The sequence below is a fragment of the Vibrio sp. OPT18 genome, from assembly GCF_015163615.1.
Taxonomy (GTDB): domain Bacteria; phylum Pseudomonadota; class Gammaproteobacteria; order Enterobacterales; family Vibrionaceae; genus Vibrio; species Vibrio coralliirubri.
In genome coordinates this window covers 78,248-103,298 of the sequence record NZ_JADDYK010000063.1, presented here as the reverse complement: position 1 = coordinate 103,298, position 25,051 = coordinate 78,248, and the positions used below count along the sequence as shown (strand labels likewise).

At 46.8% G+C, this 25,051-nt stretch carries 25 protein-coding genes and 1 pseudogene; all 26 read right to left on the bottom strand.

The features are described from left to right. A pseudogene (locus IQQ51_RS17635) lies at positions 1-195 on the bottom strand (chemotaxis protein CheW); the annotation flags it as partial. Continuing rightward, positions 182-964, bottom strand: a complete 783-nt coding sequence (locus tag IQQ51_RS17630) for a ParA family protein (RefSeq protein ID WP_081231283.1) — start codon at positions 962-964, stop codon at positions 182-184. The gene IQQ51_RS17630 and the pseudogene IQQ51_RS17635, both read right to left, overlap by 14 nt. A gap of 10 nt (positions 965-974) precedes the next feature. Next, complete coding sequence (locus IQQ51_RS17625) at positions 975-2,099, bottom strand: protein-glutamate methylesterase/protein-glutamine glutaminase (protein ID WP_050652157.1); 1,125 nt, start codon at positions 2,097-2,099, stop codon at positions 975-977. A 13-nt stretch (positions 2,100-2,112) separates the two neighbouring features. Continuing rightward, positions 2,113-4,296, bottom strand: coding sequence for a chemotaxis protein CheA (locus IQQ51_RS17620; protein ID WP_193841681.1), 2,184 nt, complete (start codon positions 4,294-4,296; stop codon positions 2,113-2,115). A 9-nt stretch (positions 4,297-4,305) separates the two neighbouring features. Further along, positions 4,306-5,037, bottom strand: a complete 732-nt coding sequence (locus IQQ51_RS17615) for a protein phosphatase CheZ (protein ID WP_017064113.1) — start codon at positions 5,035-5,037, stop codon at positions 4,306-4,308. 105 nt (positions 5,038-5,142) lie between these two features. Then, entirely contained in the window at positions 5,143-5,511 is a 369-nt protein-coding gene (cheY, locus tag IQQ51_RS17610; RefSeq protein WP_016767062.1) for a chemotaxis response regulator CheY, read from the bottom strand. Positions 5,512-5,553: 42 nt separating this feature from the next. Further along, positions 5,554-6,288: an RNA polymerase sigma factor FliA gene (locus IQQ51_RS17605; protein ID WP_017060667.1), complete on the bottom strand. Its 735-nt coding sequence runs from the start codon at positions 6,286-6,288 to the stop codon at positions 5,554-5,556. After that, positions 6,281-7,168, bottom strand: coding sequence for a MinD/ParA family protein (locus tag IQQ51_RS17600; protein WP_017060668.1), 888 nt, complete (start codon positions 7,166-7,168; stop codon positions 6,281-6,283). The genes IQQ51_RS17605 and IQQ51_RS17600 overlap by 8 nt, the downstream gene beginning before the upstream one ends. Positions 7,169-7,181: 13 nt before the next feature. Continuing rightward, positions 7,182-8,735: a flagellar biosynthesis protein FlhF gene (flhF, locus tag IQQ51_RS17595; protein ID WP_193841680.1), complete on the bottom strand. Its 1,554-nt coding sequence runs from the start codon at positions 8,733-8,735 to the stop codon at positions 7,182-7,184. Between the two features lie 27 nt (positions 8,736-8,762). Continuing rightward, complete coding sequence (gene flhA, locus IQQ51_RS17590) at positions 8,763-10,862, bottom strand: flagellar biosynthesis protein FlhA (RefSeq protein WP_052879749.1); 2,100 nt, start codon at positions 10,860-10,862, stop codon at positions 8,763-8,765. Positions 10,863-11,072: 210 nt separating this feature from the next. After that, positions 11,073-12,203 (bottom strand): flagellar biosynthesis protein FlhB, encoded by a 1,131-nt coding sequence (gene flhB, locus IQQ51_RS17585; protein ID WP_017060671.1) that lies wholly within the window; start codon positions 12,201-12,203, stop codon positions 11,073-11,075. Positions 12,204-12,212: 9 nt separating this feature from the next. After that, complete coding sequence (gene fliR, locus IQQ51_RS17580; RefSeq protein WP_017060672.1) at positions 12,213-12,995, bottom strand: flagellar biosynthetic protein FliR; 783 nt, start codon at positions 12,993-12,995, stop codon at positions 12,213-12,215. Positions 12,996-13,001: 6 nt separating this feature from the next. After that, positions 13,002-13,271: a flagellar biosynthesis protein FliQ gene (gene fliQ / locus IQQ51_RS17575; RefSeq protein WP_029235191.1), complete on the bottom strand. Its 270-nt coding sequence runs from the start codon at positions 13,269-13,271 to the stop codon at positions 13,002-13,004. A gap of 11 nt (positions 13,272-13,282) precedes the next feature. Further along, the gene (fliP, locus tag IQQ51_RS17570) at positions 13,283-14,212 is read right to left on the bottom strand and encodes a flagellar type III secretion system pore protein FliP (RefSeq protein WP_193841679.1); all 930 of its coding nucleotides are present in this window, start codon (positions 14,210-14,212) and stop codon (positions 13,283-13,285) included. Continuing rightward, positions 14,199-14,639 carry a flagellar biosynthetic protein FliO gene (gene fliO, locus IQQ51_RS17565; RefSeq protein WP_193841678.1) on the bottom strand — a complete coding sequence of 147 codons (441 nt, stop codon included), beginning with the start codon at positions 14,637-14,639 and terminating at the stop codon, positions 14,199-14,201. The genes fliP and fliO overlap by 14 nt, the downstream gene beginning before the upstream one ends. Then, on the bottom strand, positions 14,639-15,049 hold the full coding sequence (fliN, locus tag IQQ51_RS17560) for a flagellar motor switch protein FliN (protein ID WP_004736208.1): 411 nt from the start codon (positions 15,047-15,049) through the stop codon (positions 14,639-14,641). The genes fliO and fliN overlap by 1 nt, the downstream gene beginning before the upstream one ends. Positions 15,050-15,078: 29 nt before the next feature. After that, positions 15,079-16,122 (bottom strand): flagellar motor switch protein FliM, encoded by a 1,044-nt coding sequence (fliM, locus tag IQQ51_RS17555; protein ID WP_065675588.1) that lies wholly within the window; start codon positions 16,120-16,122, stop codon positions 15,079-15,081. A 7-nt stretch (positions 16,123-16,129) separates the two neighbouring features. Continuing rightward, positions 16,130-16,618 (bottom strand): flagellar basal body-associated protein FliL, encoded by a 489-nt coding sequence (gene fliL / locus IQQ51_RS17550; RefSeq protein WP_193841677.1) that lies wholly within the window; start codon positions 16,616-16,618, stop codon positions 16,130-16,132. 73 nt (positions 16,619-16,691) lie between these two features. Continuing rightward, positions 16,692-18,815 carry a flagellar hook-length control protein FliK gene (locus IQQ51_RS17545; protein WP_193841676.1) on the bottom strand — a complete coding sequence of 708 codons (2,124 nt, stop codon included), beginning with the start codon at positions 18,813-18,815 and terminating at the stop codon, positions 16,692-16,694. 182 nt (positions 18,816-18,997) lie between these two features. Beyond that, complete coding sequence (gene fliJ / locus IQQ51_RS17540) at positions 18,998-19,435, bottom strand: flagellar export protein FliJ (protein ID WP_193841675.1); 438 nt, start codon at positions 19,433-19,435, stop codon at positions 18,998-19,000. Positions 19,436-19,454: 19 nt separating this feature from the next. Next, positions 19,455-20,774, bottom strand: a complete 1,320-nt coding sequence (gene fliI / locus IQQ51_RS17535) for a flagellar protein export ATPase FliI (protein WP_193841674.1) — start codon at positions 20,772-20,774, stop codon at positions 19,455-19,457. Beyond that, on the bottom strand, positions 20,774-21,574 hold the full coding sequence (gene fliH, locus IQQ51_RS17530; protein ID WP_193841673.1) for a flagellar assembly protein FliH: 801 nt from the start codon (positions 21,572-21,574) through the stop codon (positions 20,774-20,776). The genes fliI and fliH overlap by 1 nt, the downstream gene beginning before the upstream one ends. A 125-nt stretch (positions 21,575-21,699) precedes the next feature. Then, positions 21,700-22,761, bottom strand: coding sequence for a flagellar motor switch protein FliG (gene fliG, locus IQQ51_RS17525; protein ID WP_017060682.1), 1,062 nt, complete (start codon positions 22,759-22,761; stop codon positions 21,700-21,702). Continuing rightward, a complete protein-coding gene (gene fliF, locus IQQ51_RS17520; RefSeq protein ID WP_193841672.1) occupies positions 22,754-24,496 on the bottom strand; it encodes a flagellar basal-body MS-ring/collar protein FliF in 1,743 nt (580 codons plus the stop codon). Before fliF ends, fliG begins: the two co-directional genes overlap by 8 nt. Positions 24,497-24,512: 16 nt before the next feature. Further along, a complete protein-coding gene (gene fliE, locus IQQ51_RS17515) occupies positions 24,513-24,824 on the bottom strand; it encodes a flagellar hook-basal body complex protein FliE (protein WP_017060684.1) in 312 nt (103 codons plus the stop codon). 132 nt (positions 24,825-24,956) lie between these two features. Beyond that, positions 24,957-25,051, bottom strand: a 95-nt coding sequence (locus IQQ51_RS27315) for a helix-turn-helix domain-containing protein (protein WP_228012971.1), incomplete at its 5' end; no start/stop codon positions are given.

The window sequence follows — 25,051 nt, the reverse complement described above, 5'->3', positions numbered from 1 at the left end:
CTCTGGCTCTGGCTCTGGCTCTGGCTCTGGCTCTGGCTCTGGCTCTTCAGATTGTGATTCGTCGCTCGACTCGTCAACAAAAAAATCGTCAGATTCAAAGCTTTCATCACCTAACAGCGCAGTAAAGTAGTCATCCAGTGCTTGTTCACTGGATAGACTTGGCTGCGCCAATGTTGATTCTTTATTCGCGCTCATTTATCGCCAACCTTTCGAGATAAATAAGCAGCTGTTTATAAGCAAATACACCACGGCTACCCGATGCAAAATGAGAGGCTGGTAAGCGTTTTAGGCTCGCATCTCGAAACTTAGTATCTATCGGCACAGCAGATGTCCAAACTTGATTTGGATAATCATCTTTGAGCTGCGTTAATGTTTGCAGTGAGGCTTTGGTTCGCTTGTCGTACATCGTCGGGACAATCGTCACCTTAAACGGTGTTTTGCGAGACTTCTGCATGATGGTCAAAGTGCGAATCATGCGCTCTAAGCCCTTCATCGCCAAAAACTCAGTTTGTACCGGAATCAATATACGATCGCTTGCAGCCAATGCATTGACCATCATCACACCCAGAATTGGCGGGCAATCGATCAACACATAGTCATAATCGTCTTTCAAAGCGGCCAAAGCGCGTTTCAAGATCAACCCCATGCCGCTTCGATTTCCCATTACACGGTCTAATGTCGCCAAAGACATGTGAGCAGGAATAATATCGATACCTTCGACTTCCGTTTGTAAAAGCAAAGGTCTTACTGTCTGCGCGGTGAACTCACGCAACTGGAACAGATCAAACAGGCTCGATTCCACCGTATCTGAGTCGTAACCCAGATAGGTGGTCAGTGATGCATGTGGGTCAGTATCAACCAACAGAACACGGTGCCCCTTCAACGCAAGTAAACCTGCTAGAGTCACGGTCGTGGTCGTTTTACCAACACCACCTTTTTGGTTTGCAACACTCCAAACAATCATTTCGATTTACCTAAGCTAACCCAACTTCAACCAAGATCCTTTCCGCGATGCGGTCTAGAGGTAGGTCTTCAGTAGAAATGCCAGCTTTTGCTACAGCTTGAGGCATACCATATACAACACAACTGTCTTCGTCTTGTGCCCAAATCGTCGAGCCCGCAGTTTTCAACATACGCGAACCTTCTCGACCATCTGCGCCCATACCGGTCAGTATCATAGACAACACTTTGTCACCATAGATCTTCGCTGCAGAGCCAAATGTGACATCGACACAAGGCTTGTAGTTCATGCGGTCGCCGCCATCAATAATTCTTAGACGTGCAGACCCAGCTCGGCCATCAACCATCATCTGTTTACCACCCGGAGCAAGATACGCCACTCCAGGTTTTAACACATCACCGTCTTGCGCTTCACGAACTTCAATCTTACACAAGGTGTTCAAGCGACTAGCAAAAGCCGCTGTGAATGTTGCTGGCATATGCTGAACTAACACAATTGGATGTGGGTAGTGTGCAGGGATGCGAGTCAAAATCTTCTGTAGAGCAACAGGGCCGCCAGTCGACGTACCAATGGCTGTTAATTGATACTTCTTACCTGACGCTCTGAATTTCGCCGTTGATGCAACCGCAGGCTTCGCTGTCGAAGTCGAAGCTGCTGTTGAAATCGGCTGGCGCAATGGCGTAGATGTTGAAGTCGTTGCTGTCGCTCTCGGCGCAATAGGAGCACGACGCATAAATGCACGCTTTGCAGCAATCTGAATTACACGTTGTTGAAGCAATGCAACTGCATCGTCACGGTTACGTGCAATGTCTTCAAACTTCTTAGGTAGGAAGTCGAGAGCACCTGCATCTAACGCATCTAACGTTGCTCTCGCTCCATCATGCGTTAACGATGAAAACATCAAAATAGGCGTTGGAGACGCGGCCATGATCTCACGAACGGCAGTGATGCCGTCCATGACAGGCATTTCAATGTCCATCGTGATTACGTCAGGTCTTAGCTGTTTCGCTTTCTCAACGGCTTCTTTACCGTTTACTGCTACATCAATGACTTCTAGGCGAGCCTCTGAGTTGATGATCTCGCTAACGCGACGACGAAAGAAACTCGAATCATCAACGACTAATACTTTAATCGCCATATTTATCCTTAAATTAAATTCTTGACGCAGCTGCGTACTGCTTCAACAAGTCCGGCACATCTAGAATCAATGCAATGTGTCCGTCACTTGTAATTGTCGCGCCTGCCATTCCTGGCGTGCCTTGCAGAAGCTTATCAAGCGGCTTGATCACGACTTCTTCTTGACCGATGAGCGTATCGACAACAAAACCAACACGTTGGCTACCAAGTTGTACGATAACAACATGGCCGTGCCCTTTACGCAGTTCAACAATACCCGCTTTAGGTGCAAGCCAGTTTTGCAAGTAGAACAACGGAATAGACTTATCGCGAACGATGATCGTCAGCTGACCATCAACCACGTTTGTGCGGCTTAAATCTAGGTGGAAGATCTCGTTAACCGATGCCAATGGCAACGCAAATGGGTGACCCGCAACACCGACCATTAAGGTTGGTAGAATCGCTAGGGTTAGTGGAACCTTGATGGTGATCTTGGTGCCCTGTCCCATTTCTGAATCAATATCAATAGAGCCGTTCAGTGTGTTGATCGCTGTTTTCACAACGTCCATACCTACACCACGACCAGAGATATCCGAGATCTGCTCTTTGCTTGAGAAGCCAGGAGCAAAAATCAGGTTGAAACACTCTTTATTCGATAAACGAGACGCTGCATCTTCATCCATCAGGCCACGTTTAACCGCGATAGCACGAAGCTTATCAGGGTCCATACCGCCACCGTCATCAACGATAGCCAGTTCAATGTGGTCACCTTCTTGAGAGGCAGACAGAATCACTTTACCCGTTTGTGATTTACCCGCAGCAACACGGTCGTTTGGCATTTCAATACCATGATCGACAGAGTTTCTCACCAAGTGAATCAGGGGATCAGCAAGTGCTTCTACTAAGTTTTTATCAAGGTCCGTTTCTTCGCCACGCATTTCAAGAACGATGTCTTTCTTCAAGCTACGAGCAAGGTCACGGACAACTCGTGGGAAGCGACCAAATACTTTCTTGATCGGCTGCATACGAGTCTTCATTACCGCACCTTGTAGGTCTGCAGTAACAACATCTAAGTTAGAGACAGCTTTCGACATTTCTTCGTCGTTGCTGTTAAGGCCAAGGCTGACGAGTCGGTTACGCACCAATACCAGTTCACCTACCATGTTCATGATGGTGTCCAGTGTTGATGTATCAACGCGAACTGTTGCTTCAGCTTGCTGCTTCTTCGCCGGTGCTTTAACTTCAGCTTTTGCTGGAGCGCTCGGTTTCGGCTCAGCTTTAACGGCAACTGGCGCGGCAGGTTTAGGCGCAGCTTGAGGTGCTACTGCCTTAACTTCTGCTGGCTTAGTCGCGGCATCCAATTCTTCAATCGAAGGTCCATTACCTGAGCCATGTAGTTGGTCAAGTAACTTCTCGAACTCTTCGTCAGTCATCAGATCATCGCCTTCAGACATCGCCGAAGCAGGTGCTGCTGGCGGTGGAGGAGGCGTTGAACTTGCCGCTGTCGGGCTCTTACCCGCACCGTGCAATTCATCTAATAACTTTTCAAATTCGTCATCAGTAATATCACCACTGTCAGCAACAGACTGAGGTGCAGCGGGTGTTGGCGGCGGTGTTGGTGCAGAAGGCGCTGTTGGTGAACCACCTTTACCGTGAAGCTCATCAAGCAAGCGTTCAAACTCATCTTCAGAGATATCATCGACTGAAGATGCATTGATGTTTGAGCTTTCAACAGTAGGTTCCGGAGCAATAACAGGCTCAGGCGCTGCAACAACAGGTTCAGGGATAATAGGTGCAGGCGCTTCTACTGGTGCCACTTCATCCGCAGACTCTGGTTTACAGAGACGGTGAAGTTCATCCAATAAAGATTGGTCGGCTGGCACTAAAGGTTCCTGATCTTGCACGGCGCGAAACTGTACATTGACTGTATCTAGCGCCTGCAGCATGGTATCCATCAAACCTGATGTTACGCTGCGTTGGCCGTTTCGCAGAATGTCGAACACATTCTCAGCACCATGACAAGTATCCACCAGCTCAGTTAATGCTAGGAAACCAGCACCACCTTTTACTGTATGGAAACCACGGAAAATAGCATTTAATAGGTCTTTGTCGTCAGGGTTATTCTCAAGCTCTACCAGTTGTTCTGATAGGAGTTCAAGGATCTCTCCTGCTTCGACTAAAAAGTCCTGAAGAATATCTTCGTCTAAATCGTAGCTCATACGTTACCTTTAAAATCCAAGACTGGATAACAAATCGTCGACTTCATCTTGAGATGCGACAGCGTCTTCGCGCTCTTCTGGGTTCATAATTGGACCTTCAGGCGCAATCGATGCTTTCTTCTCTGACTCTGGAGTTGGCTCTTTTTGATTCGCACCGAATACCGTGAGAATCTCGACCAAACGTCCTTCCACCTCATTCACCAAGGTAATAACTTTGCTAATTATCTGCCCAGTTAAATCTTGGAAATCCTGAGCCATCAAGATTTCAGTCAATTGTCCGCGTAGTTCAGTACTGTCGCCTTCTACTTGGACAAGCAATCCATCAATGCGGTGACATAAAGCTTTAAATTGTGCCAGCTCAATGCGGCCATGCATCAGTTCATTCCATTGAGGCCTTACTTGAAGTAAACACTCGTGTAGGTTGTCTGCAATTGGCATACAACGATCAACAGCGTCCATCGTCTTGTTTGCCGCAACTTCCGTTTTATCAATGACATACTGAAGGCGATCCCTTGCGTCAGGGATTTCGTCATTTGCGATAACGCTGATGCGTTCATCGAAATTGAATTGAGTCAAAGAGTCATGGAGGTCACGTGTCAGACTTCCTATTTCTTGAAGCATTGGGTTGTCTTGAAGACTAAAGTTATCTTCATAAATGCTTCTCACAAGAGAATCAGCATTTTGCTGCTCATCGTTCTCAAGCAGCTCTACTAATTTTTTTGCTTGTTCTAATGAAATCATCCTGAATTCGGCCTTACTCCGCATACTTTGTGCGCTTAGGCTATCGAGATAAACAGATAACTTATCAGCCAGTGTTTACCTAGAAGTGCCTAAATTTATTGATGCTTATAAGCGATCAAAAATCTTATCAAGTTTCTCTTTCAGCGTTGCAGCAGTGAAAGGCTTCACAATGTAACCATTAACACCCGCTTGCGCAGCTTCGATGATCTGCTCACGCTTCGCTTCAGCTGTGATCATAAGCACTGGAAGGTGCTTAAGTTCTGCGTCTGCGCGAATGTGTTTAAGCAGGTCAATCCCTTGCATGCCTGGCATGTTCCAGTCAGTTACCACGAAATCAAATTCGCCTTTTTTCAGCATAGGTAACGCGGTCAAGCCATCATCTGCTTCTTGAGTGTTGTTGAAACCTAAATCGCGAAGTAGGTTTTTAACAATTCGGCGCATCGTTGAAAAATCATCAACAATGAGAATTTTCATGTTTTTGTTCAAATTAGCCTCCACTGAATAGGATCAGTGTTGTTAGTCGTTCTGTGTCCAAGCACTTAACTTAGTGCGTAAACGCTGCATAGATTGGCTCAGTATTTGGCTGACACGAGATTCGCTGACACCTAACACTTCCCCAATCTCTTTTAAATTGAGTTCTTCGTCGTAATAAAGCGAAAGCACAAGGCCTTCCCTTTCCGGAAGTTGTTTAATCGAATCGATCAAAGCTTGGCGGAATGACTCATCAGCAACCCCTTGAAAAGGCGTATTATCTTGAGAGTCTTCATTCGGAGATATTACATCATCTGAGACGCCTAAATCTTCGATTCCAACCAGTCTTGAGCAATTAATGTCAGTTAAAGCACTGTGATACTGCTCTAAACTGAGTCCCATGTGTTTTGCCACTTCGGCATCACTCGGGTCGCGGTTGAGGATACCCTCTAACTCCGCGATTGCACTGCTGATTTCTCGATTGTTTTTATGAACCGATCTCGGCACCCAATCCCCACGGCGAATGTCATCCAACATTGCCCCGCGAATTCGAATACCAGCATACGTCTCAAAGCTTGCGCCTTTGGTACCATCATAGTTTTGTTGCGCTTCAATCAAGCCGATCATGCCAGCTTGAATTAAGTCATCAACCAATACATTAGGCGGTAATCGCCCCAACAAGTGATGAGCGATACGTTTAACCAACACAGAGTACTTCTCAAAAAAAGCCTGTTGGCTATTGTGATTAGCATGTTGGTCGTAAGTAAGCGCTTTATTCACCAAATGGTTCCTCTATAAATTCAGTACGATTCAGCAGCCTTTCAACAAAGAACTCCAAGTGTCCACTCGGTGTTTTTGGTATTGGCCAGGTCAATGCTTTGTTAGCCAAAGAGCTGATTGCCAATGCAGCTGGAGAGCGAGGAAACGCATCGACTACGATTTTCTGTCTCTTGACTGATTGACGTACTTTATCATCTAAAGGAATACATGCTACGAGTTCGAGGCTCACATTCAAGAAGCGCTCTGTGACCAAAGTCAACTTTGCAAATAATTCTCGGCCTTCGCGGTAGCTTCTGACCATATTTGCAACAACTTTGAATCGCTGAACTTGGTGTTCTCTGCTTAAAAGCTTAATCAAAGCATATGCATCCGTGATCGAGGTAGGTTCATCACATACCACAACAACCACGTCTTGCGCCGCTCTTGAGAAGCTGATCACCATGTCCGAAATACCAGCCGCGGTATCAACCAACAAGATGTCCATCTCGTCTTCAAGCGAACCGAATGCGCGAATCAAACCTGCGTGCTGTGCGTGTGACAGTTCAGTCATGCTTTGTGTGCCCGATGTCGCTGGAATAATTTTAATTCCGTGCGGCCCTTCGACAATCGCATCCTTAAGTTCACATTCGCCAGCCAACACATGCCCAAGGTTTCGTTTAGAACGAATACCTAGCATGATATCGACGTTCGCTAGCCCTAAATCGGCATCTAGCACCATAACTTTTTTGCCTTGGCGCGCCATGCAAATAGCCATACCTAACGTCACATTAGATTTACCAACGCCTCCCTTACCACCGGTTACAGCGATAACTTTTGTGAGTGAAGGCTTGGTTAAGCGACGGAGGCCGCTAGCTTGATCATGTATCATATTTTCATTCATATTTATCCGCCGCCTAGAGCCCTTCAGAATCGCTATTCCAGTAATGAGGTTCATTCTCTGTAGATTTTTCTAATAGCTCATTAGCCTTAGCAATCATGTACTTTGGCTGAGCTATAACGATATCTTCAGGAACTCGTTGACCATTTGCTATGTAAGCAACTGGTAATGCATTTTGTATTACGACACTGATGAATTCACCTAGACTTAGGGATTCATCCAGCTTAGTCATGATGCATCCCGACAACGGGATTCTTCTAAAGTGTTCAATTGTTTCTTGCAGCACTTTGCGTTGCGCGGTTGCAGGCAACACAAGGTAGCTATTGATAACGGAACCACTCTCTTGCATCAATGTGTCTAACTGCTCAGATAGACGAACATCTCGTTGTCCCATGCCTGCAGTATCGACCAGAATCAGGCGACGATTACGTAACTGATATATTACATCGGCCAGTTCGCTAGAATCTTTAGCAACTCTTACAGGACAACCCATAATTCGACCGTAGATCGATAACTGCTCATGTGCACCTATACGATATGTGTCAGTTGTCACTAGTGCGACGTTATCGGCGCCATATTCCATGGCAGCACGTGCAGCTAGCTTTGCAACAGTCGTTGTTTTACCCACGCCGGTTGGGCCAAGCAGAGCCACAATACCGCCGCGTTTTAAAATATCTTTTTGTGTAACGGAGATTTGGTCTGCAACCAGTGCTAACAAAGCCTTCCATGCACGTGCAGGTTTAGTATCTTCAGGAATGTAACACGCCATTTGATCGGCAAGTTCTGCTGATACACCCATACGCTCAAGGCGCTTAATAAGCATCGCTCTGAGCGGTTCACGACGCTCAACTTCTTGCCACATTAACCCGGAAACTTGATGCTCTAACAGACGACGAATTGAGGTCATCTCTTCACGCATAGTTTCCATTTCAGTATCAGAACCTTTGGACTGAGTATTCTCTCGACCACGATCATAACGGGTCGGATCCAAGCGAGGTGCCGGGCGCTCTACTCTGCGGTCTTCAGCAATCAACTTAGACAAACCCGTTTCACGAGCAAATGCTGAATCAAGATTGCCGTGAGACTGTTGGTTACCGTGAGACTGCTGATGGCCATGAGACTGCAAATTGCTTTGAGTCTGAGGCTTATGACCCGTGCTTGATCGGCGATTGAGCAATGCTGACAATGAATCTTCATTTTCAGCACGATGTTGTGGCTCATCATCGGCGCCATGACTGTATTGCTTAAGCATATTCGCAAAGCGCTTGGTCATTGAGCGTCCACCTTCAGCATTCGACTGTAGGCTAACCTTGTCATCATCTAATTGACGTCGCCCTGCAGGAGCTGCGGGCGCGGCCATTTGCGTATATTGGCTTTGGGCAGGCTGCTGAGGTTTATTTAGTCTCTGGCTCGCTGTCGACGGGCTGGATTCGCCATCAATAGCGGCAACAATTTCCACGCCACCTGCGACCTTTTTGTTAGACATGATCACAGCTTCTGAACCAAGTTCTTCTTTAACTTGGAGCAGAGCCGTTCGCATATCTTTTGCAAAAAATCGTTTAATTTTCAATTCGATTGTCCGTTCTAATTAGGCGGCTTAATTACCAACAGCTTGTACGATACGTATCTGCTTTTCGTCCGGTATTTCTTGGTAAGACAAGACTCGCAAGCTTGGGATCGTGTTCTTCACGAACTTAGCCAGAGTCGAACGCAACACGCCTGAGGTCAATAGTACCGCGGGCTCACCTTTCAGCTCTTGCTCTTGTGTAGCGTGGCTGAGGGAGGTCTGTAAACGTTCGGCTAAACCAGGTTCAATACCAGCAGATTCTCCGCCGGATGCCTGCATGGTTTGATGCAAGATTTGTTCCAGCTCAGGAATCAAGGTTATCACTGGCAATTCTGGCTCTATACCATTGATTTCTTGAACAATTAATCGTTTCAATGAGATGCGAACCGCCGCAGTAAGTATGTCAGGTTCTTGACTCTTACCTGAATACTCCGACAAAGTTTGGACTATGGTTCGAATATCACGAATTGGAATGGCTTCATTCAACAGATTCTGTAGCACTTTCACTACGACACCCAACTGCAATTGATCCGGTACAAAGCCTTCCACCAGCTTAGGTGTTGAGCGACTGAGCATCTCAAGTAAGTTCTGAACTTCTTCGTGACCAATGAGCTGTGATGCATTGTTGGTTAGCAGCTGGCTAAGGTGTGTCGCCAGTACTGTAGAAGAGTCCACAACGGTATAACCTAGAGCTTGGGCGTGTTCACGCTGCTCTTCACGAATCCAAACCGCTTCTAGGCCAAAAGCAGGGTCAATTGTCGGCTCGCCATCGATCATGCCATAGACTTGGCCCGGGTTGATCGCGAGCTCCATGTCTGGCTTAATCTCAGCTTCACCCACAGCAACACCCATCAAGGTAATGCGGTAGCTGTTTGGTGTCAGTTCTAGGTTATCGCGAATGTGTACCGCTGGGATCAAGAAACCAAAGTCTTGAGACAGCTTTTTACGCACACCTTTAACGCGTTCAAGCAATTCACCACCTTGGTCTCTATCAACCAAAGGAATTAAACGGTAACCCACTTCTAAACCAATAATATCGACAGGTTGAACATCATCCCAAGAGAGCTCCTTCTGAGAGCCTACTTCTCCATTCGCTTCAACTGTCGCCGGAAGGTTAGGTTCTTCCGCCTTCTTCTTGTTCTTTTTATCGATGTAATACGCCCCCGCTCCTGCAACGATGGCAAGGCTCAAGAACGAGAAATGTGGCATACCCGGAACAATACCCATGATGCCAAGGATGGCGGCGGTGATCATCAAGGCTTTTGGATTGTCGAACATCTGGAAGACAAGTTGCTCACCCATATCTTCATCAGTATTTTGGCGCGTTACCATCATCGCAGCTGCAATAGACAGTAATAGAGATGGAATTTGTGCAACCAGACCATCACCGATAGTCAGTAGCGTGTAGATTTCGATTGCTTCACCAAAGCCAAGGTCAAACTGAGCCATACCAATGCTCAAGCCACCAATGATGTTGATGAATAAGATTAAGATACCAGCGATCGCATCGCCTTTAACAAACTTAGAAGCACCGTCCATCGAACCGTAGAAGTCAGCTTCTTTGGTTACTTCAAAACGTCTTAGACGCGCCTGGTCTTGGTCGATCAAACCTGCGTTCAAGTCGGCATCGATTGCCATCTGTTTACCCGGTAAAGCGTCTAACGTGAAACGCGCGCTTACTTCCGAGATACGACCCGCACCTTTGGTTACAACCATGAAGTTGATGATCATAAGAATCAAAAACACCACTAGACCTACCGCATAGTTACCACCGATAACCACGTTACCGAAGGCTTCAATCACATTACCGGCCGCGTCGCCACCTTCATGACCATGGAGCAATACCACACGTGTCGAAGCAACGTTCAAGGCCAGTCGAAGTAGAGTCGCAATCAGCAGGACGGTCGGGAATGCAGCAAAATCTAAAGGCCTGCGGGTATAAACCGATACCAATAGCACAACCATAGACAGTGCAATGTTGAAGGTGAAGAACATATCCAACAAGAAAGCCGGAATGGGCAACACCACCATAGCAAGCGTTGCAAGTACCATAACAGGTGCACCAATCGCAGGCATGGCACGGTTAGGGATTTTAGGTAGCTTGTCCGCAAAAGGCAGGGAGAATTTCATAAATCTAGACAGTTTCGCTATGTTGTAGCTCTCTGAACAAGTGGATTAGGTCTTAGTCAGGGCTGTTTGCTATGGGCTTATAATGTTCAGGCTACTACAGCAAACACTGTACCAACATCTCACGTCAAATTATCGCCATCACCTCTATAAAAGGAAGATTAGCTAGCTCGCTATTATCAGGGTTCATCACGCAGAGCTCAAGCAATTGATCTAATGACGTAAATCAGGTGGGATCGGCATATTAGAATCTTGCAGTTTTGGTCGCTCACCACCTCGTTTTCGGTACTGTTTAAGCTGGAAAACATATGCAAGCACTTGTGCAACTGCCGTAAACAGACCGTCAGGAATTTGTTGTTCTAGCTCAGTCGTGTGATAAAGCGCCCTCGCCAATGGCGGCGCTGGAACGATATAGATGTCGTTTGCACGCGCAATCTCTCGGATCTTCATCGCCATATGGTCGACACCTTTAGCAACCACAATTGGTGCTTTGTCTTGATTCTGCTTGTAGCGCAGCGCCACTGAAAAGTGTTCCGGGTTGGTCACAATCACATCCGCTTGAGGGACATCAGCCATCATGCGACGCTGAGCCGCTTCCCTTTGAAGCATACGAATTCGGCCTTTCACTTCCGGCTTACCTTCAGTGTCTTTGAATTCGTCTTTGACTTCTTGTTTGGTCATCTTCAATTGATCGGCGTGTTGCCAGATCTGGAACGGGATATCAATCGCCACCACAATCAGCAGTGAGCAGCTGATCAACAGGATGAAATTGAGCAAGATATCCAAGGCATGAAAGATGTTCTGCGGGTACACATCCATACTCAGCTGCATTAAATCATGCTGAGAGGCTTGAATCAGATAAATCGCCATCCCCGATACGAGCGCTACTTTAAGAATAGACTTGAGCAGTTCAACCCAACTTTGCAGGCCAAACATACGCTTGATACCACTCAGTGGGTTGAGCTTAGACGCCTTTGGCATCGCCGCTTGCATTGAGAAGTTAATCCCACCGACACCCGCAGCGCCGATGACGGCAGCAACAAACAAAGTTATCAGTATCAAAAACAGCGGGAACAGCAGGTTCACCAGTGCACCACCGGCAATTTCTAGGAGTTTGTTAGTGTCAAAGATCTCGTCACGGCTCAAAGAGAACAGGCGTTGCATCGCCTCGAACAAAGCCTTCGCCATCGATTCGCCAAACCACATTAATGCAATCGCACCGACAATTAATACCGATGCTGACGCCAGCTCTTTTGACCTTGCAACCTGCCCTTTCTCTTTGGCCTGTTGCAAGCGTTTGGGCGTGGCGTCTTCTGTGCGTTCTTGACCGTCTGACTCTGCCATTTCAGTCTCCTAGCAATCTAACCGGATTAGACGACATATCTGTTGTTCGCCCTGCATCCAGAATAGCTCATAGTGACTATACAAGCCGCCAAGGATGTACCAACAAAGCAACAGACCCACGAGTAGCGCAAATGCAAAACCCAAAGAAAAGATGTTTAACTGAGGTGCCGCACGCGTCATTACACCAAAAGAAAGGTTAATCGTTAGCAGCGCGATAATGCCCGACAAGGACATCGCCAATGCCGTTTTGAACATGATACCGAGCCACAACGCGAGCTCTCGAAAATCAACAGAGGTCAACGATCCACTGCCAATCGGCAAGGTCTTAAAGCTAAACACCACCAGCTGCAGCATTTTCAAGTGACCATCGGTCGCCAAGAAAAACATGGTCGCAAGCAGCATGAACAGTTGACCAAGTACCGGCGTGTTTTGCCCGTTAGCCGGGTCGACCATTGAAGCGAAGCCCAAGCTCGATTGCATACCCAAGATCTGGCCGAGCATCACAAAGGTCTGAATCATGAACTGGGTAACAAAGCCCATGGCTACGCCAATCACGATCTGTTCAAAGACAGTCAGGAAACCTTGAAAGGACAGGAGTTCAATCTCTTTGGGAACAGCAGGAATCGCGGGCATCACCGCAAAAGTGATCGCCAAGCCTAAATACAAACGAATACGCGGCGACACGAAGCGTGCCCCTGTTACCGTCATCACCATCAGCATCGCTGAGATGCGAGTGTACGGCCAAAAATAATTGGCTAACCACTCTAGTACAAGGCTCGTTGGGTATTCCATATCGGTTTAATACAGAACTTGCGGCAAGCGTTCGATGAGCTCAAAAAAGAACTCCATCATCATCTGGGTCATCCAGTGTGCGAATAGCATCAACGCCAACAAAGTTACGATCAAACGCGGCAGGAAACTCAGTGTTTGTTCGTTGATTGAGGTTGCAGCTTGGAAAACAGCCACAACCAAACCGATCAGCAGGCTAGGAATAATGATGGCGCAAACCATGATTAAGACCATCCAAAGGGCATCTCGGAACAACTCTACGAATATTTCAGGATTCATTATTCCCCCAGCTACAAGGCAAAACTGCCGGCGAGTGTGGAGAGTATCAAGTTCCAGCCATCAACAAGAACAAACAGCATCAACTTAAACGGCAGCGATACAATCATCGGTGACAACATCATCATACCCATAGCCATCAATACCGATGCCACCACCAAGTCGATGATTAGGAAAGGCAAGAACAGCATAAATCCGATTTGGAAAGCCGTTTTTAATTCCGATGTGATAAATGCTGGAATCAGAACCGCCATCGAAACATCTTCAGGGTTAGTCACTTCCACACCAGAAATCTCAACAAAGGTTTCAAGATCTTTGATTCGAGTCTGCTTGAGCATGAAGGATTTAATCGGTTCTTGGGCAACATCAAATGCCTGTCGTGCCGATATCTGTTCATTAAGATAAGGCTGAACTGCTTGTTCGTTAACTTGATTAATCACTGGCGACATGATGAAGAAGGTCAAGAATATCGCGATACCGATGATAACTTGGTTCGATGGTGTTTGTTGTAGACCCATCGCCTGACGCAAGATAGACATCACCACCACAATACGAGTGAACGACGTCATCAAAATCACCATCGCCGGCAAGAAGCCAAGCATGGTCATTAACGCAAGAATTTGCAGGTTAATCGAGTAATCTTCGCCGCCATTGGCATTGGTTGTCATGGTAAAGGCAGGTATGCCGCCACCATTGCCAGTTAAGCTGCCCGTGGTCATGGTTGTCGATTTGGCTTGGTCTTGTTCCATCGTGCTGATAGTGACCGATTCCGAGCCAGCGGTATTCGCAGGAATGACGGTGCCGTCTTCAGCTTGTGCAAATACCGACACACTGAATACGATTGAACATAGGAGAATAAGCTGAACCAACCACACTTTCACCGCACGGAAAGCTCCGACTTGGTGAAAGTAAGATGAGTTCAAAAGTCCGTTACTTGTTTGCATCTTTTTTTATTAGCTGGGAAAGCTGACTTGAAAATGTACTTTTTTCCAGCATCTCCTGAGTAAGAGGTTTATCGAGCTTAGAGATCAGCTGAATCGATTGTGTGGTAATCCCTACCAAGAACTGTTCATCACCCGCTTGCACAATAGCGATACGCTCTTTAGTACCAACAGAGATTTGCCTAACAATCGCCAAACCTTGTTGATTCGACATCGCAGGCACTTGCATTCGCTTGAGTAGCCAAGCAATAAATAAAATGAAGGCTATAACGAAAATTAGCGACCCAAAGGTGGTCGCTAAATCGAGAGAAGGCGGTGTTGCAGCAAAGGCAATGGAAGGAACCGCTAATAGCCCTACTCCCAAGGTTCCTCGTAGCAGCCCTGTCATTCCGAGAGAAGAGCCCGCCAGTCTTTGAGACAAAAAGCTCATTAACGTAGCTTCTTAATTCGTTCTGTTTGGCTAATAACGTCAGTCAAACGAATACCAAATTTGTCGTTTACTACAACCACTTCACCGTGAGCAATCAGAGTACCGTTTACCATCACATCCAGTGACTCACCAGCAATTCTATCTAGCTCAACAACCGAGCCTTGGTTCAATTGGAGTAAGTTACGAATACTGATCTGAGAGCGACCAACTTCCATCGAAATAGTCACTGGAATATCCATAATGGTATCCAGCTTACGACGCTCATCTTCAGAAATCGGAGATGATGAATCGGTTAGCTCATCAAGTGGTGCCGCAAGCACATCATCAACATCAATTGACGGCGCTAAAGGATCTTCACCAAGTGCTGCAGCCCATTCGTCTGCTAGCTTTTGATCTTCACTAGGTTCCATTACCAATTCCTATACTTTTATCTATTTTGCTATTCGTCATCATCGCTGTTTTCGAGTTCAGACATTAAGTCTTTACCTAGAAAAGCGAGATCAGTTTTGACCACACTCGGTCTTCGAATTTTTTCCGAAATCTGTACCGCAAGTTTTTCACCTGAACGTCCCATTTTCACACGATACGTTGGCAGTTCTTCGACAAACATCGTCGCGTGCTCAGGCATGTTCATGGGGATAACGTCACCAGGACGCAGCTCCATCAGATCTCGCAGGGAGATGTCTTGCTCTAACAAGTTCACACGGAAATTGACGGGCACATCCATGATCTCATCACGCAGTGCGGTGCTCCAACGAACATCGGTTTCCATTTTGTCTGATTGAACGCCCGCATCAAGCAGTTCGCGAATCGGCTCTACCATCGAGTAAGGCATAACCACATGGAAGTCACCACCACCACCATCTACTTCAATGTGGAATGAACTCACAACAATCACTTCGGTTGGACTCACAATGTTCGCCATACTTGGGTTAACTTCAGAATCCAAGTATTCAAACTCAACCCCCATCACTGGAGACCAAGCTTCTTTGTAATCTTCAAAGACAATTTTCAGCAGTAACTGAATAATACGTCTTTCGGTTGGTGTGAATTCACGGCCTTCAATCTTGGCATGGAAACGACCATCACCGCCGAAAAAGTTCTCTACGAGAATGAAAACCAGACGAGCTTCCATGGTGATGAGTGCCGTACCTTTCAATGGACGGAAACGAACCATGTTTAAACTGGTGGGTACATACAGTGTGTTTTGGTATTCACCAAATTTCATCATCTGTACGCCGTTTATCGACACTTCAGCCGTTTTACGCAGCATATTGAACAAGCTGATACGCAAATGACGAGCAAATCGCTCGTTAATAAGTTCAAGGGTCGGCATTCGACCACGAACAATTCGGTCTTGAGATGAGAAGTCAAAATTGACAGCATTATCGTTATCAGCTTCTACAATATCTTCAACTTCTTCAACATCATCAACGCCATGTAATAGCGCATCAATTTCGTCTTGGCTTAATAAATCGGTCACAAATTACCTACTGAATCACAAAATCAGTGAATAGCACTTTTTCAATCACAGGTTGGCCAACAGCTTGAGTCAGACTTGCTTTGATATCTTCCGTTGCCTTGTTACGCAGTTCAACTCGTCCAGTTGGTGAGCGCAATTGATCAACCGTTGCCGAAGCGAACGTCGCCAATAACGTACTTTCCACGAGTGGAGAGTGATAACGAGCCAGGTCTTCATTCTTGCTCCCCCGAACCATCATCTGTGCTTTTATCTGAACTAGGCGATCCTTTTTATCACCTGTCACATTGAACAAAAAAGGCTGAGGAATATTAACATACATAACTGGTTCTGCAGCGACCACAGCCGTTGCTGGCTGAGACGGAGATTCAGAGGCGCTATCATCAGAGCTTAAGAAAAAGAGCAGCGCACCACCTACACCAAGCAGTAACACGACTACGGCAATAATGATTATAAGGAGCTTGCTCTTCCCTTTAGGTGCATCTTGTTCTTCTGCCATATTTTACTCTAACTTCCTGTTCTTTCGATTAACTGCCGATTCTTTCTATTAACTGAGCGTTCTTAGCCTGATATTAGGCATAATAACTAATTCCATCACGCTTTGATGCGACATTCAATTCAAGATTACTGCCACTATCAAGGTTTTCATCACCTTGTGTATCATTTGTGCGGTTAGCGCCGGATTGTTGCTCACCATTGTTGTATCTATCTTGTCCTTGACCGGAGCTCTGTTGTTGAACAGACGAATCGGCAAGCTGCAGACCTTGCTGAGCAAGCATCTCTTTCAAGCGAGGTAAGGTTTGTTCAATCACATCTCTCGCTTGCTGATTACTCACCGTAAAGTGCACGTTTGCCACGTCATTATTCATGGTCATGCGAATTTTCATTTGGCCCAGTTCTGGTGGGTCGAGACGAATGTCCAAGTTCTTAAGGTTCTTAGACGTCATCATTTGTACTTTTTCAGCCACTTGCTCATTAGCTAGCTCTTTGGTGAGTTGTAAAGGCGCTTGTTGAGCAGCTTGAATTTCAGCTCGCGTAGGTGCTGAACCCACCGTGGCTGTACCTTGTGCACCAGCCGCAGAAGCGATCTGCTGAGCAAAGGTCGAATCTTTAGAATCTTCTTTAGCTCCCGCTTTACCCAAACCAGACAGTGCTGCGACACCGGCGCCCGCTTTAAGAAGCGTATCAGTCGAACCTGCTTTTGTGGCAGCTGGCGTTGCGTTCATCGCCATTCCTTGCGCGGTTAAAGCTGGATCCAACGTTGCTTGCTGCTGAGGTGAAGCCACATTAGCTTGTTGAGCTGCGGCCTGTTGGGCTGCATGTGCATTATTGGCGTGCAGCATTGCCGCCTTATCCGTAAGAGCATTGTTTGCTGATTGAGAAGCGGCCTGCGCTGACACTTGTTGTGCCGCCGTTGCTACAGCTGCTGTTGATGCTGCCGCAGCTAAGGCTTTAGTTTCGCTTGAATCCGTATTATCCCAATCAATAGCAGTGGGTTCACCGGACGCGCTGTTCGCAGCCGGAGCTTGACTTAGCAAAGCCGTTGCTTGTTGTTGAACGTTAGTGAGCTGTTGATTCAACAGGTCTAGGTTAGAGCTCGCTTTAGCCAAAGCGGCTTGTTCATCAACCGTCAACTTAGTGCCACTTTGTTGCTTCTCAAGCAAGCTATCGACAACAGACTGCTCTGATTCAATTTGTCCATTCAATTGGTTTAGCGCTTTGGTATGGGCATCCACCTGCTTTGCAAGTTCAATATCCGAGGCTGACAATGCTTGGCTCTGCTCGGCAGCAACCGCACTAGCTGCATTCTTTTGGCTCAGCTCTCGGCTCATACTGGCTTCAATTTGTTCTGGAGTGACGCCTTTATCCATCAACTGTCGAATTTCAGCATCAGTTAGCTGAGAAACACCCTTACCTCCGGTAAGTACAGCGATTTCAGAATCGACTTCAAGGCTCTTATCTTGATTTTCAGCCTTAGCTTGTTGTGTCGCCTTATCCGTAACGGAAGCTCCTACAACAGAAGCACCGGTAATATTACCTTGTTCTACCTGACCTTGCTGAGGCAAGCCTTTGCCGTTTGGCGCTTGATTTAGGGTTTTGTTTGCCTCGTCCAATTGACCAAGCAATTTATTGCCTTCGCTCATCGCTGCATTGGCTTGCGATGCCTGCGTAGCACCATCTACAGCAGTTGAACCCTGAGTTTGGGATTGAGCAATATGTTCTTTAGATTCGTTAGTTGTAGCCTGCGCATCTTTACCATTTGCCTTATCTTCGACAGTTTTATCAGCGACAGTGCTATCAGTGCCCGAATTGGCTTTGAGCTGAGCCTCAGATCCAGACGCAGCCTCTGCTGATGTTTTATCAGCAGCTTTCTCGCCTTCTACTTCTGAAGCTACTTGCTTGCTTTGCGCTTCGCTCACTTCATCAGTAGCCTTTGATTCAGCTGAATCACCTTTGTTCGTTTCGGCTGACGCTTCACCTTCGGTAGAGGCCTGTTTAGTATCAGGTTTCGTGGTGCTTTCTGTGTCTTTTGCTGCGGCTTTACTGCCACTTTCTTCAAAGCCAAGCGCTTCTTTAAAGGACTCAAAGAAACCTTTAGAGTCGCCGGTTTCTTCTACCTTGGAAGAGGCAGAACCGGTGTCCAACAACGATGACGTTTTGTTGGTCGCTGAATTTGAGGAAAGGTTAACATTCATATATACAAGCTCTATCTACTAGCTTTGCTGCCATGAATCAGGCAACAAAAAGAAAGTCGGATGCTTTTCATGCCTTTGGTAGGCATAACGCGCAATTTTATATAAAACGGAGCAAGAAACATGCCTATAAGTTCGGTTCTCACAATATCGAGAACAGCACTGACGTCATTCGTGGCTTAGGATCACATCTTCTTTCGGCTGTATAACAGAGTCGAGAACTCATCCATTTGCTTTTGTTCTCTTCGATCTTGCAGCTTTGCTTTCTCTTTCTGCTTTTTCTCCATCAACCACTCGTAGGATTTACGTTTTTTGCGTAACTCCATCCAGTAGTTTTGGCAGTTATCGACTTGATTTTTAAAGTGGTGCTCGGCTTCTCTCTGCTTGGATAATGTTTCATCCAACTGAGTTAAGAAGCGGTTCAGGTGACCATATTGGCTCGCCGTTAAGCCAGCCTTGCCGCGGTCAACGAGCTGGTGACAGTAATCGAGTCGATACTTTTCAATCTGCGCAACCTGCTCGTAGTAACCTTGCAGATCCGAGTTCGCTTTGTTGAGCGCGAGTACCGCTTGGTTTTCTTGATCTTTGGCTTGATCGAGCAAAAATTCTAATGCGTTATCCATGACTAACCTTATTCACTCGTTAGCCACCCAATACATGCTTCAACATGTTGACGCACATGTCGTATGGGACAGTTTCTTTCATCTTCTGCTGCAAGTACTCATCCAGTTTTGGCTTCAACGTGAAGGCACTATCGATTGCTGGATCCGTTCCTGGCTTATAAGCACCAATCGACACTAAATCTTGGTTTTTACGACAGATAGACAGCACTTGTCTTACCGCTTTCGACATCAAGACATGTTCTTCAGTGGTGATTTGCGGCATAACACGACTGACGGATTTCTCAACGTCAATCGCAGGATAATGACCGGCATCGGCCATTTCACGTGACAACACAACGTGACCATCGAGAATCGCTCGCGACGCATCCGCAATCGGATCTTGTAAGTCATCGCCTTCGGTTAACACGGTAAAGAAGGCCGTGATAGAACCTTGATCATCGTTACCATTACCCGCACGTTCCACCAGCGCAGGGAGCTTGGCGAAAACTGATGGCGGATAACCTTTGGTTGCTGGCGGCTCACCCACAGACAAAGCAATTTCACGCTGAGCCTGAGCAAAACGGGTCAATGAATCCATGAGTAGCAGAACATCTAAGCCTTGGTCGCGGAAGTACTCGGCGACAGCCAACGCGGTTTGACAGCCTTTTAAGCGCATCAATGGCGATGAATCGGCAGGAGCGGCAACAACAACCGAACGCTTACGGCCATCTTCACCAAGAATCTCTTCAATAAACTCTTTTACTTCTCGCCCACGCTCACCGATTAGGCCTACGACTACTACTTGCGCAGTTGTACCTCGAGTCATCATGCCCAGAGTTACGGATTTACCGACACCAGAACCTGCGAACAGACCGATACGTTGCCCTTTACCCACAGTTAGCAGACCATTAATGGCTTTCAAGCCGACATCGAGAGGCTCAGAAATCGGTTTACGAGCTAACGGGTTGATTGGTTCAGCATTAAAGGAAGCGCGTTGCTCGGTATAGATAGGACCTAAACCGTCGAGTGGATTACCGACGCCGTCGATCACTCGACCGAGCAGTTCCATTCCAACAGGGATACCACTTTCGGTGGTCATTGGTGTGACGCGAGCGCCAGGTAAGATCCCGGTGATTTGTTCACTCGGCATCAAAAATAGGTTATCGCCAGAGAAACCGACGACTTCGGCTTCCATCTGACCAGACATGGTTTCGACTAAACACAAACTGCCGATTGGCGCTTTACAGCCGGTCGCCTCAAGCGTTAAGCCAACAACGCGTACTAACTTGCCTGAAGCAATAGGTCGCGATTTTAGTCCTTCGACTTTGTATTGACTGAGACGGTTCGCTAACTCAAGCATTACTCATGACCCTGGTGACGGTTTACGCCGCAGAAGTTTTGAATGACGTTCTTTACGCGATCTTCCATGCGGTAGTTAACGCTCGACTCACCCGCTTCAATTTGTACATCACCACGGTTGAGTGCTGGCTCTGCCACCAGCGTCCAATTACGGCAATCCAATTCAGTTTCGCCATACGCAGAGCGAATGATCGCGACATCTTCAGGATTAAGCTTCAATGTGATCGCATGACCTGAGATCGGCAACGACTCTACCGATTCTTTAACGGTATCTAATATGATTTGTGGATTGGTTTGCACTTCAACATGAACCACTTCTTTGACCATGGTAAGTACCATGTCGACCAATTGCTTCTCCACCTGGGCGTTCATCAACTCTAATGGTTGAGCGAACTGGTTTGCCAGCCCCATGAAGACAGCCACCTGCTGTTGAATGTACTCTTGACCCGCGGTTACGCCTTCAAGCTTGCCGGCTTCGTTGCCTTCTTCGTGACCTGCGGCAAAACCTTCTTCTTTACCTTTTTCATAACCTTGCTTAAAGCCCGCTTCTTGACCTTGATGCAGACCTTCCTGATAAGCGCCTTGTTTGATCAGTTCGATTTGCTCTTCAGTCAGAACCAGCTCTTCATCTTCAATGGCTTCTTCAACCGTCGGCATCCAACTAGGGTCGTAGTTAAAGGCGGTTTCTTTGGCTTGTTTGCTCACGTCAGAGGTGTAGTCAGGCAGCCCCCATTTCTGAGGTTGGGCAACCGTATTATCTTCTTCAGGGCGAAGGAAGCCGCGTTTTCTATCACCTGACATATCAGTACCTATCTATGAGTGAGCTTAACTGTATTGTGAATTCAAGCAGTTAAACTGAGTTAATCTGTGGTTCGAGATTGGTTAAAGAAAAGCCCCAACAGTGTGGGGCTTTTGAGGTTTCTGTATTAAAGGAACTCGTCGGCGCCACCAGACAGCATAATCTCGCCACTGTCTGCCATCTTCCTCGCAATACCCAAAATCTCTTTCTGAGCCGCTTCAACGTCAGAGACTTTGACTGGCGGCATCGCCTCAATATCGTCTCTCATCATATCGGCAGCACGTTTAGACATGTTCTTGAAGATCTTCTCACGTAAACCTTCATCGGCACCTTTAAGTGCTTTCTGTAGAATGTCTTGTGGAACATCACGTAGTAGTCGTTGAACACCTTGGTCATCAACTTCAATAAGGTTTTCAAAGACAAACATCAGATCTTGAATCTGTGTTGCCATGTCTTCGTCTTGATCACGGATTTGATCCATCAAGACGCCTTCCACGTTGTTGTCCATGTAGTTCATGATCTCAGCCGCGGCTTTCAGGCCACCAATTTTGGCTGCTTGAGCACCCGCTTGACCCGCGAACTGTTTCTCCATGATTTCGTTTAGTTCAGCAAGCGCCGAAGGTTGAACTTCTTCAAGGTTGGCAATACGCATCATCAGATCCAGACGAACTCGCTCTGGGAACTGAGACAGGATCTCAGCCGATTGATCGGCATCGAGGTACGACAACACAATGGTTTGAATTTGAGGGTGCTCGTTGATGATAATGCTCGCCACCTGACGAGGATCCATCCACTTAAGCGAATCCAAACCTTTCGAACCTGTGCCGAGAAGGATTTGGTCAACAAGGTTATTCGCCTTGTCTTCACCCAGAGCAGCAACTAACGCGTTACGCATGAAGTCTTCGCTGCCCATACCAATGTTGGTGTACTTCTGAATATCATCTAAGAAAGCACGGTGCACAGCGCCTACTTTTTCTTGGGATAGGTCTGTAGCTCGCGCCATCGCACTACCCACACGCTGAACCTGCTTTGGCTCTAGGTGACGAATAATACCAGCAGCATCTTCTTCATTTAAACTGAGCAACAAGATCGCAGCGCGCTCATCGCCTGAGATAGAGCCGATATCCACGCTAGAGACATCAAGCACTTCACCGCCTTCAGTTTGTTGTGGAACTATTTCGTTAGCCATCTACCATCCAATTCTTAACTACTTGAGCTGCTAGCTCTGGTTCATTCGCTACAAGTGCACGTACTGCTTTCAGCACGTCCTCGTCTTTATGAAGGTTTGGTAAGTCGATGCTTGAACCAAATTCAAACAGCTCACCACCTTCAATATCACCACCAATTAAGCTGGTTTCGCCGTCGGCACCAATTGGCATACCATCAGGGCCGTACATCTGTTCATCGTTGTCTGCTGCTGGGTTAAGCAGTTTCTTCATTGCAGGGCGAACAAGTACCAACACCACCACAATAATAACCAAGGCACTTGCAAACCAACGAACCCAATCATTGAAGTTTGGATGCTCCCAGATTGGTACATCAGCAACAACATCTGTTACTTGAGGTGCAAACTGCATACTTAATACATTTAACAAATCACCACGAGTTTCATCAAAGCCCACTGTACCGATCAGTACTTGGCGAATCGCATTGATCTCGCTCGCCGGAATCGGAGTATGAACCACTTCACCCGTATCTGGGTTCAAGGATTGGCGGTCTTTGATCGCAACAGAAACCGTCTGGCGATTAACCGTGCCGCTCTGTTTACGTTCATGACTAATGGTGGTGTCTAGCTCAAAGTTTCGAGTCGCTTCTTTGTGAACAGAGCCTTGGCCTGACATCGCGCCGTCTTTCATCTGAGCCACATCTTGTGGAATTGAGGCATCCGCTGGAGGCTGGTTACTCAACGCACCCGGAATACCCGCCACCGTATTGCCATTGTTGTAATCTTCTAAGGTGTATTCACTTCGAGTCGCCGGTGTATTCGGATCAAAACGTTTTCTGGTTTGCTCCACAGCACTGAAATCGAGCTGGATATCAACCTGAGCGGTGTAGTTACCAAACCCAAGAATAGGAATCAGGATAGAGTCAATTTTTTCACGCAGCGCTTGTTCTTGATTGCGCTCTAACTCGTGTTCTTTACGACGCGCCGCTGACATAGGGTCTTGGGAACCTGAGCTCAACAATCGGCCATGCTGATCGGTCACCGTAATACGTGAGGTCTTCATTCCCGGAACGGCACTTGCCACCATATCCACAACAGAATCGACTTCTTGCTGCTTGAGATTAGTGCCGGTTTTCAGGGTTAGGAATACGGAAGCGGAAGCTTCTTGATTATGACGTACAAAAACACTCTGCTTCGGCAGGGCCAATAAAACCTGAGCTTTACGCACCTGTTTCATCTGTTCAATGGCTTTGGCAAGCTGTCTTTCACGGCTTAATTTAAGGCGTTCTTGCTCTAAACGTTGTGATACACCAAAGCCCATGTCTTGCATGAGGATGTCATCACCCGCGTTTCGCTCTTGGTTCAAACCCGCTCGTACCATATTAAGCTTCAATGAGTTGTACTCACTCGCCGGTACTGAGATAGTATTGCCTTCAAGCGTGTACTGGATCTTTTGCAGATCCAAGTAATCAAGAACGGGAATCAATTCTTCTGTTTCGTAAGCCCCTAATGGACGCATTTCTGGCTCTTTCACCCAGAAAAACAGCATCACAATCAGCGCTACACAGATAGAGATAGAAAGGACTAAGACGACCTGACGAAGTAAATCAAGATCACCGACAGCCATATCGAACTTCGATGAACTGCGTTCACCTAGATCGGGATTTTGCCCTTCTCCGTCTAGCTCAGAGCCTGCAATCAGTGCGTGGTCGTTGCTATCGCTTACGGTTAAATCTGTTGTTTGACTATTATCTGCCACTATTTAACTACCCAACTTATACCGGCATATTCATCAGCTCTTTGTACGATTCGACCAATTTATTTCTAATTTGGATCGTCGCCTCAAAAGCCACACTAGATTTATTACGAGCAATCATCACGTCCGATAGGGATACGCTTTGGTCGCCACTATCAAAACGAGCTTGAAGATCACCTGAGGTCTTTTGTAATGAGTTCACATTATTGATGGCATTAGTCAGCATGTTGCCAAAATCTGCACCGACCGCTTGCCCCGTTGCTGCGGGACGCGCGCTGGCAGCTTCGACCATCATCGCCTGCATTTCGCCTTGTAAACCATCTATTCTCATCTACTACCTCAGGAGTCAAAATTATGACCATCTATTTAGCTATATTATTGACAGAGCAATTAGCGTGCCACACATTAAATTGACTAGATATCGTATTACACTAGTCAGAAAGCTGACACTACTAATCTATCCTCAGTTTGGGATATCTATTCCAGCATCGCGCATTTTAGCCAACTTGTAACGCAGTGTACGAGGGCTAATACCCAGTTTTTCAGCCATATCTTTGC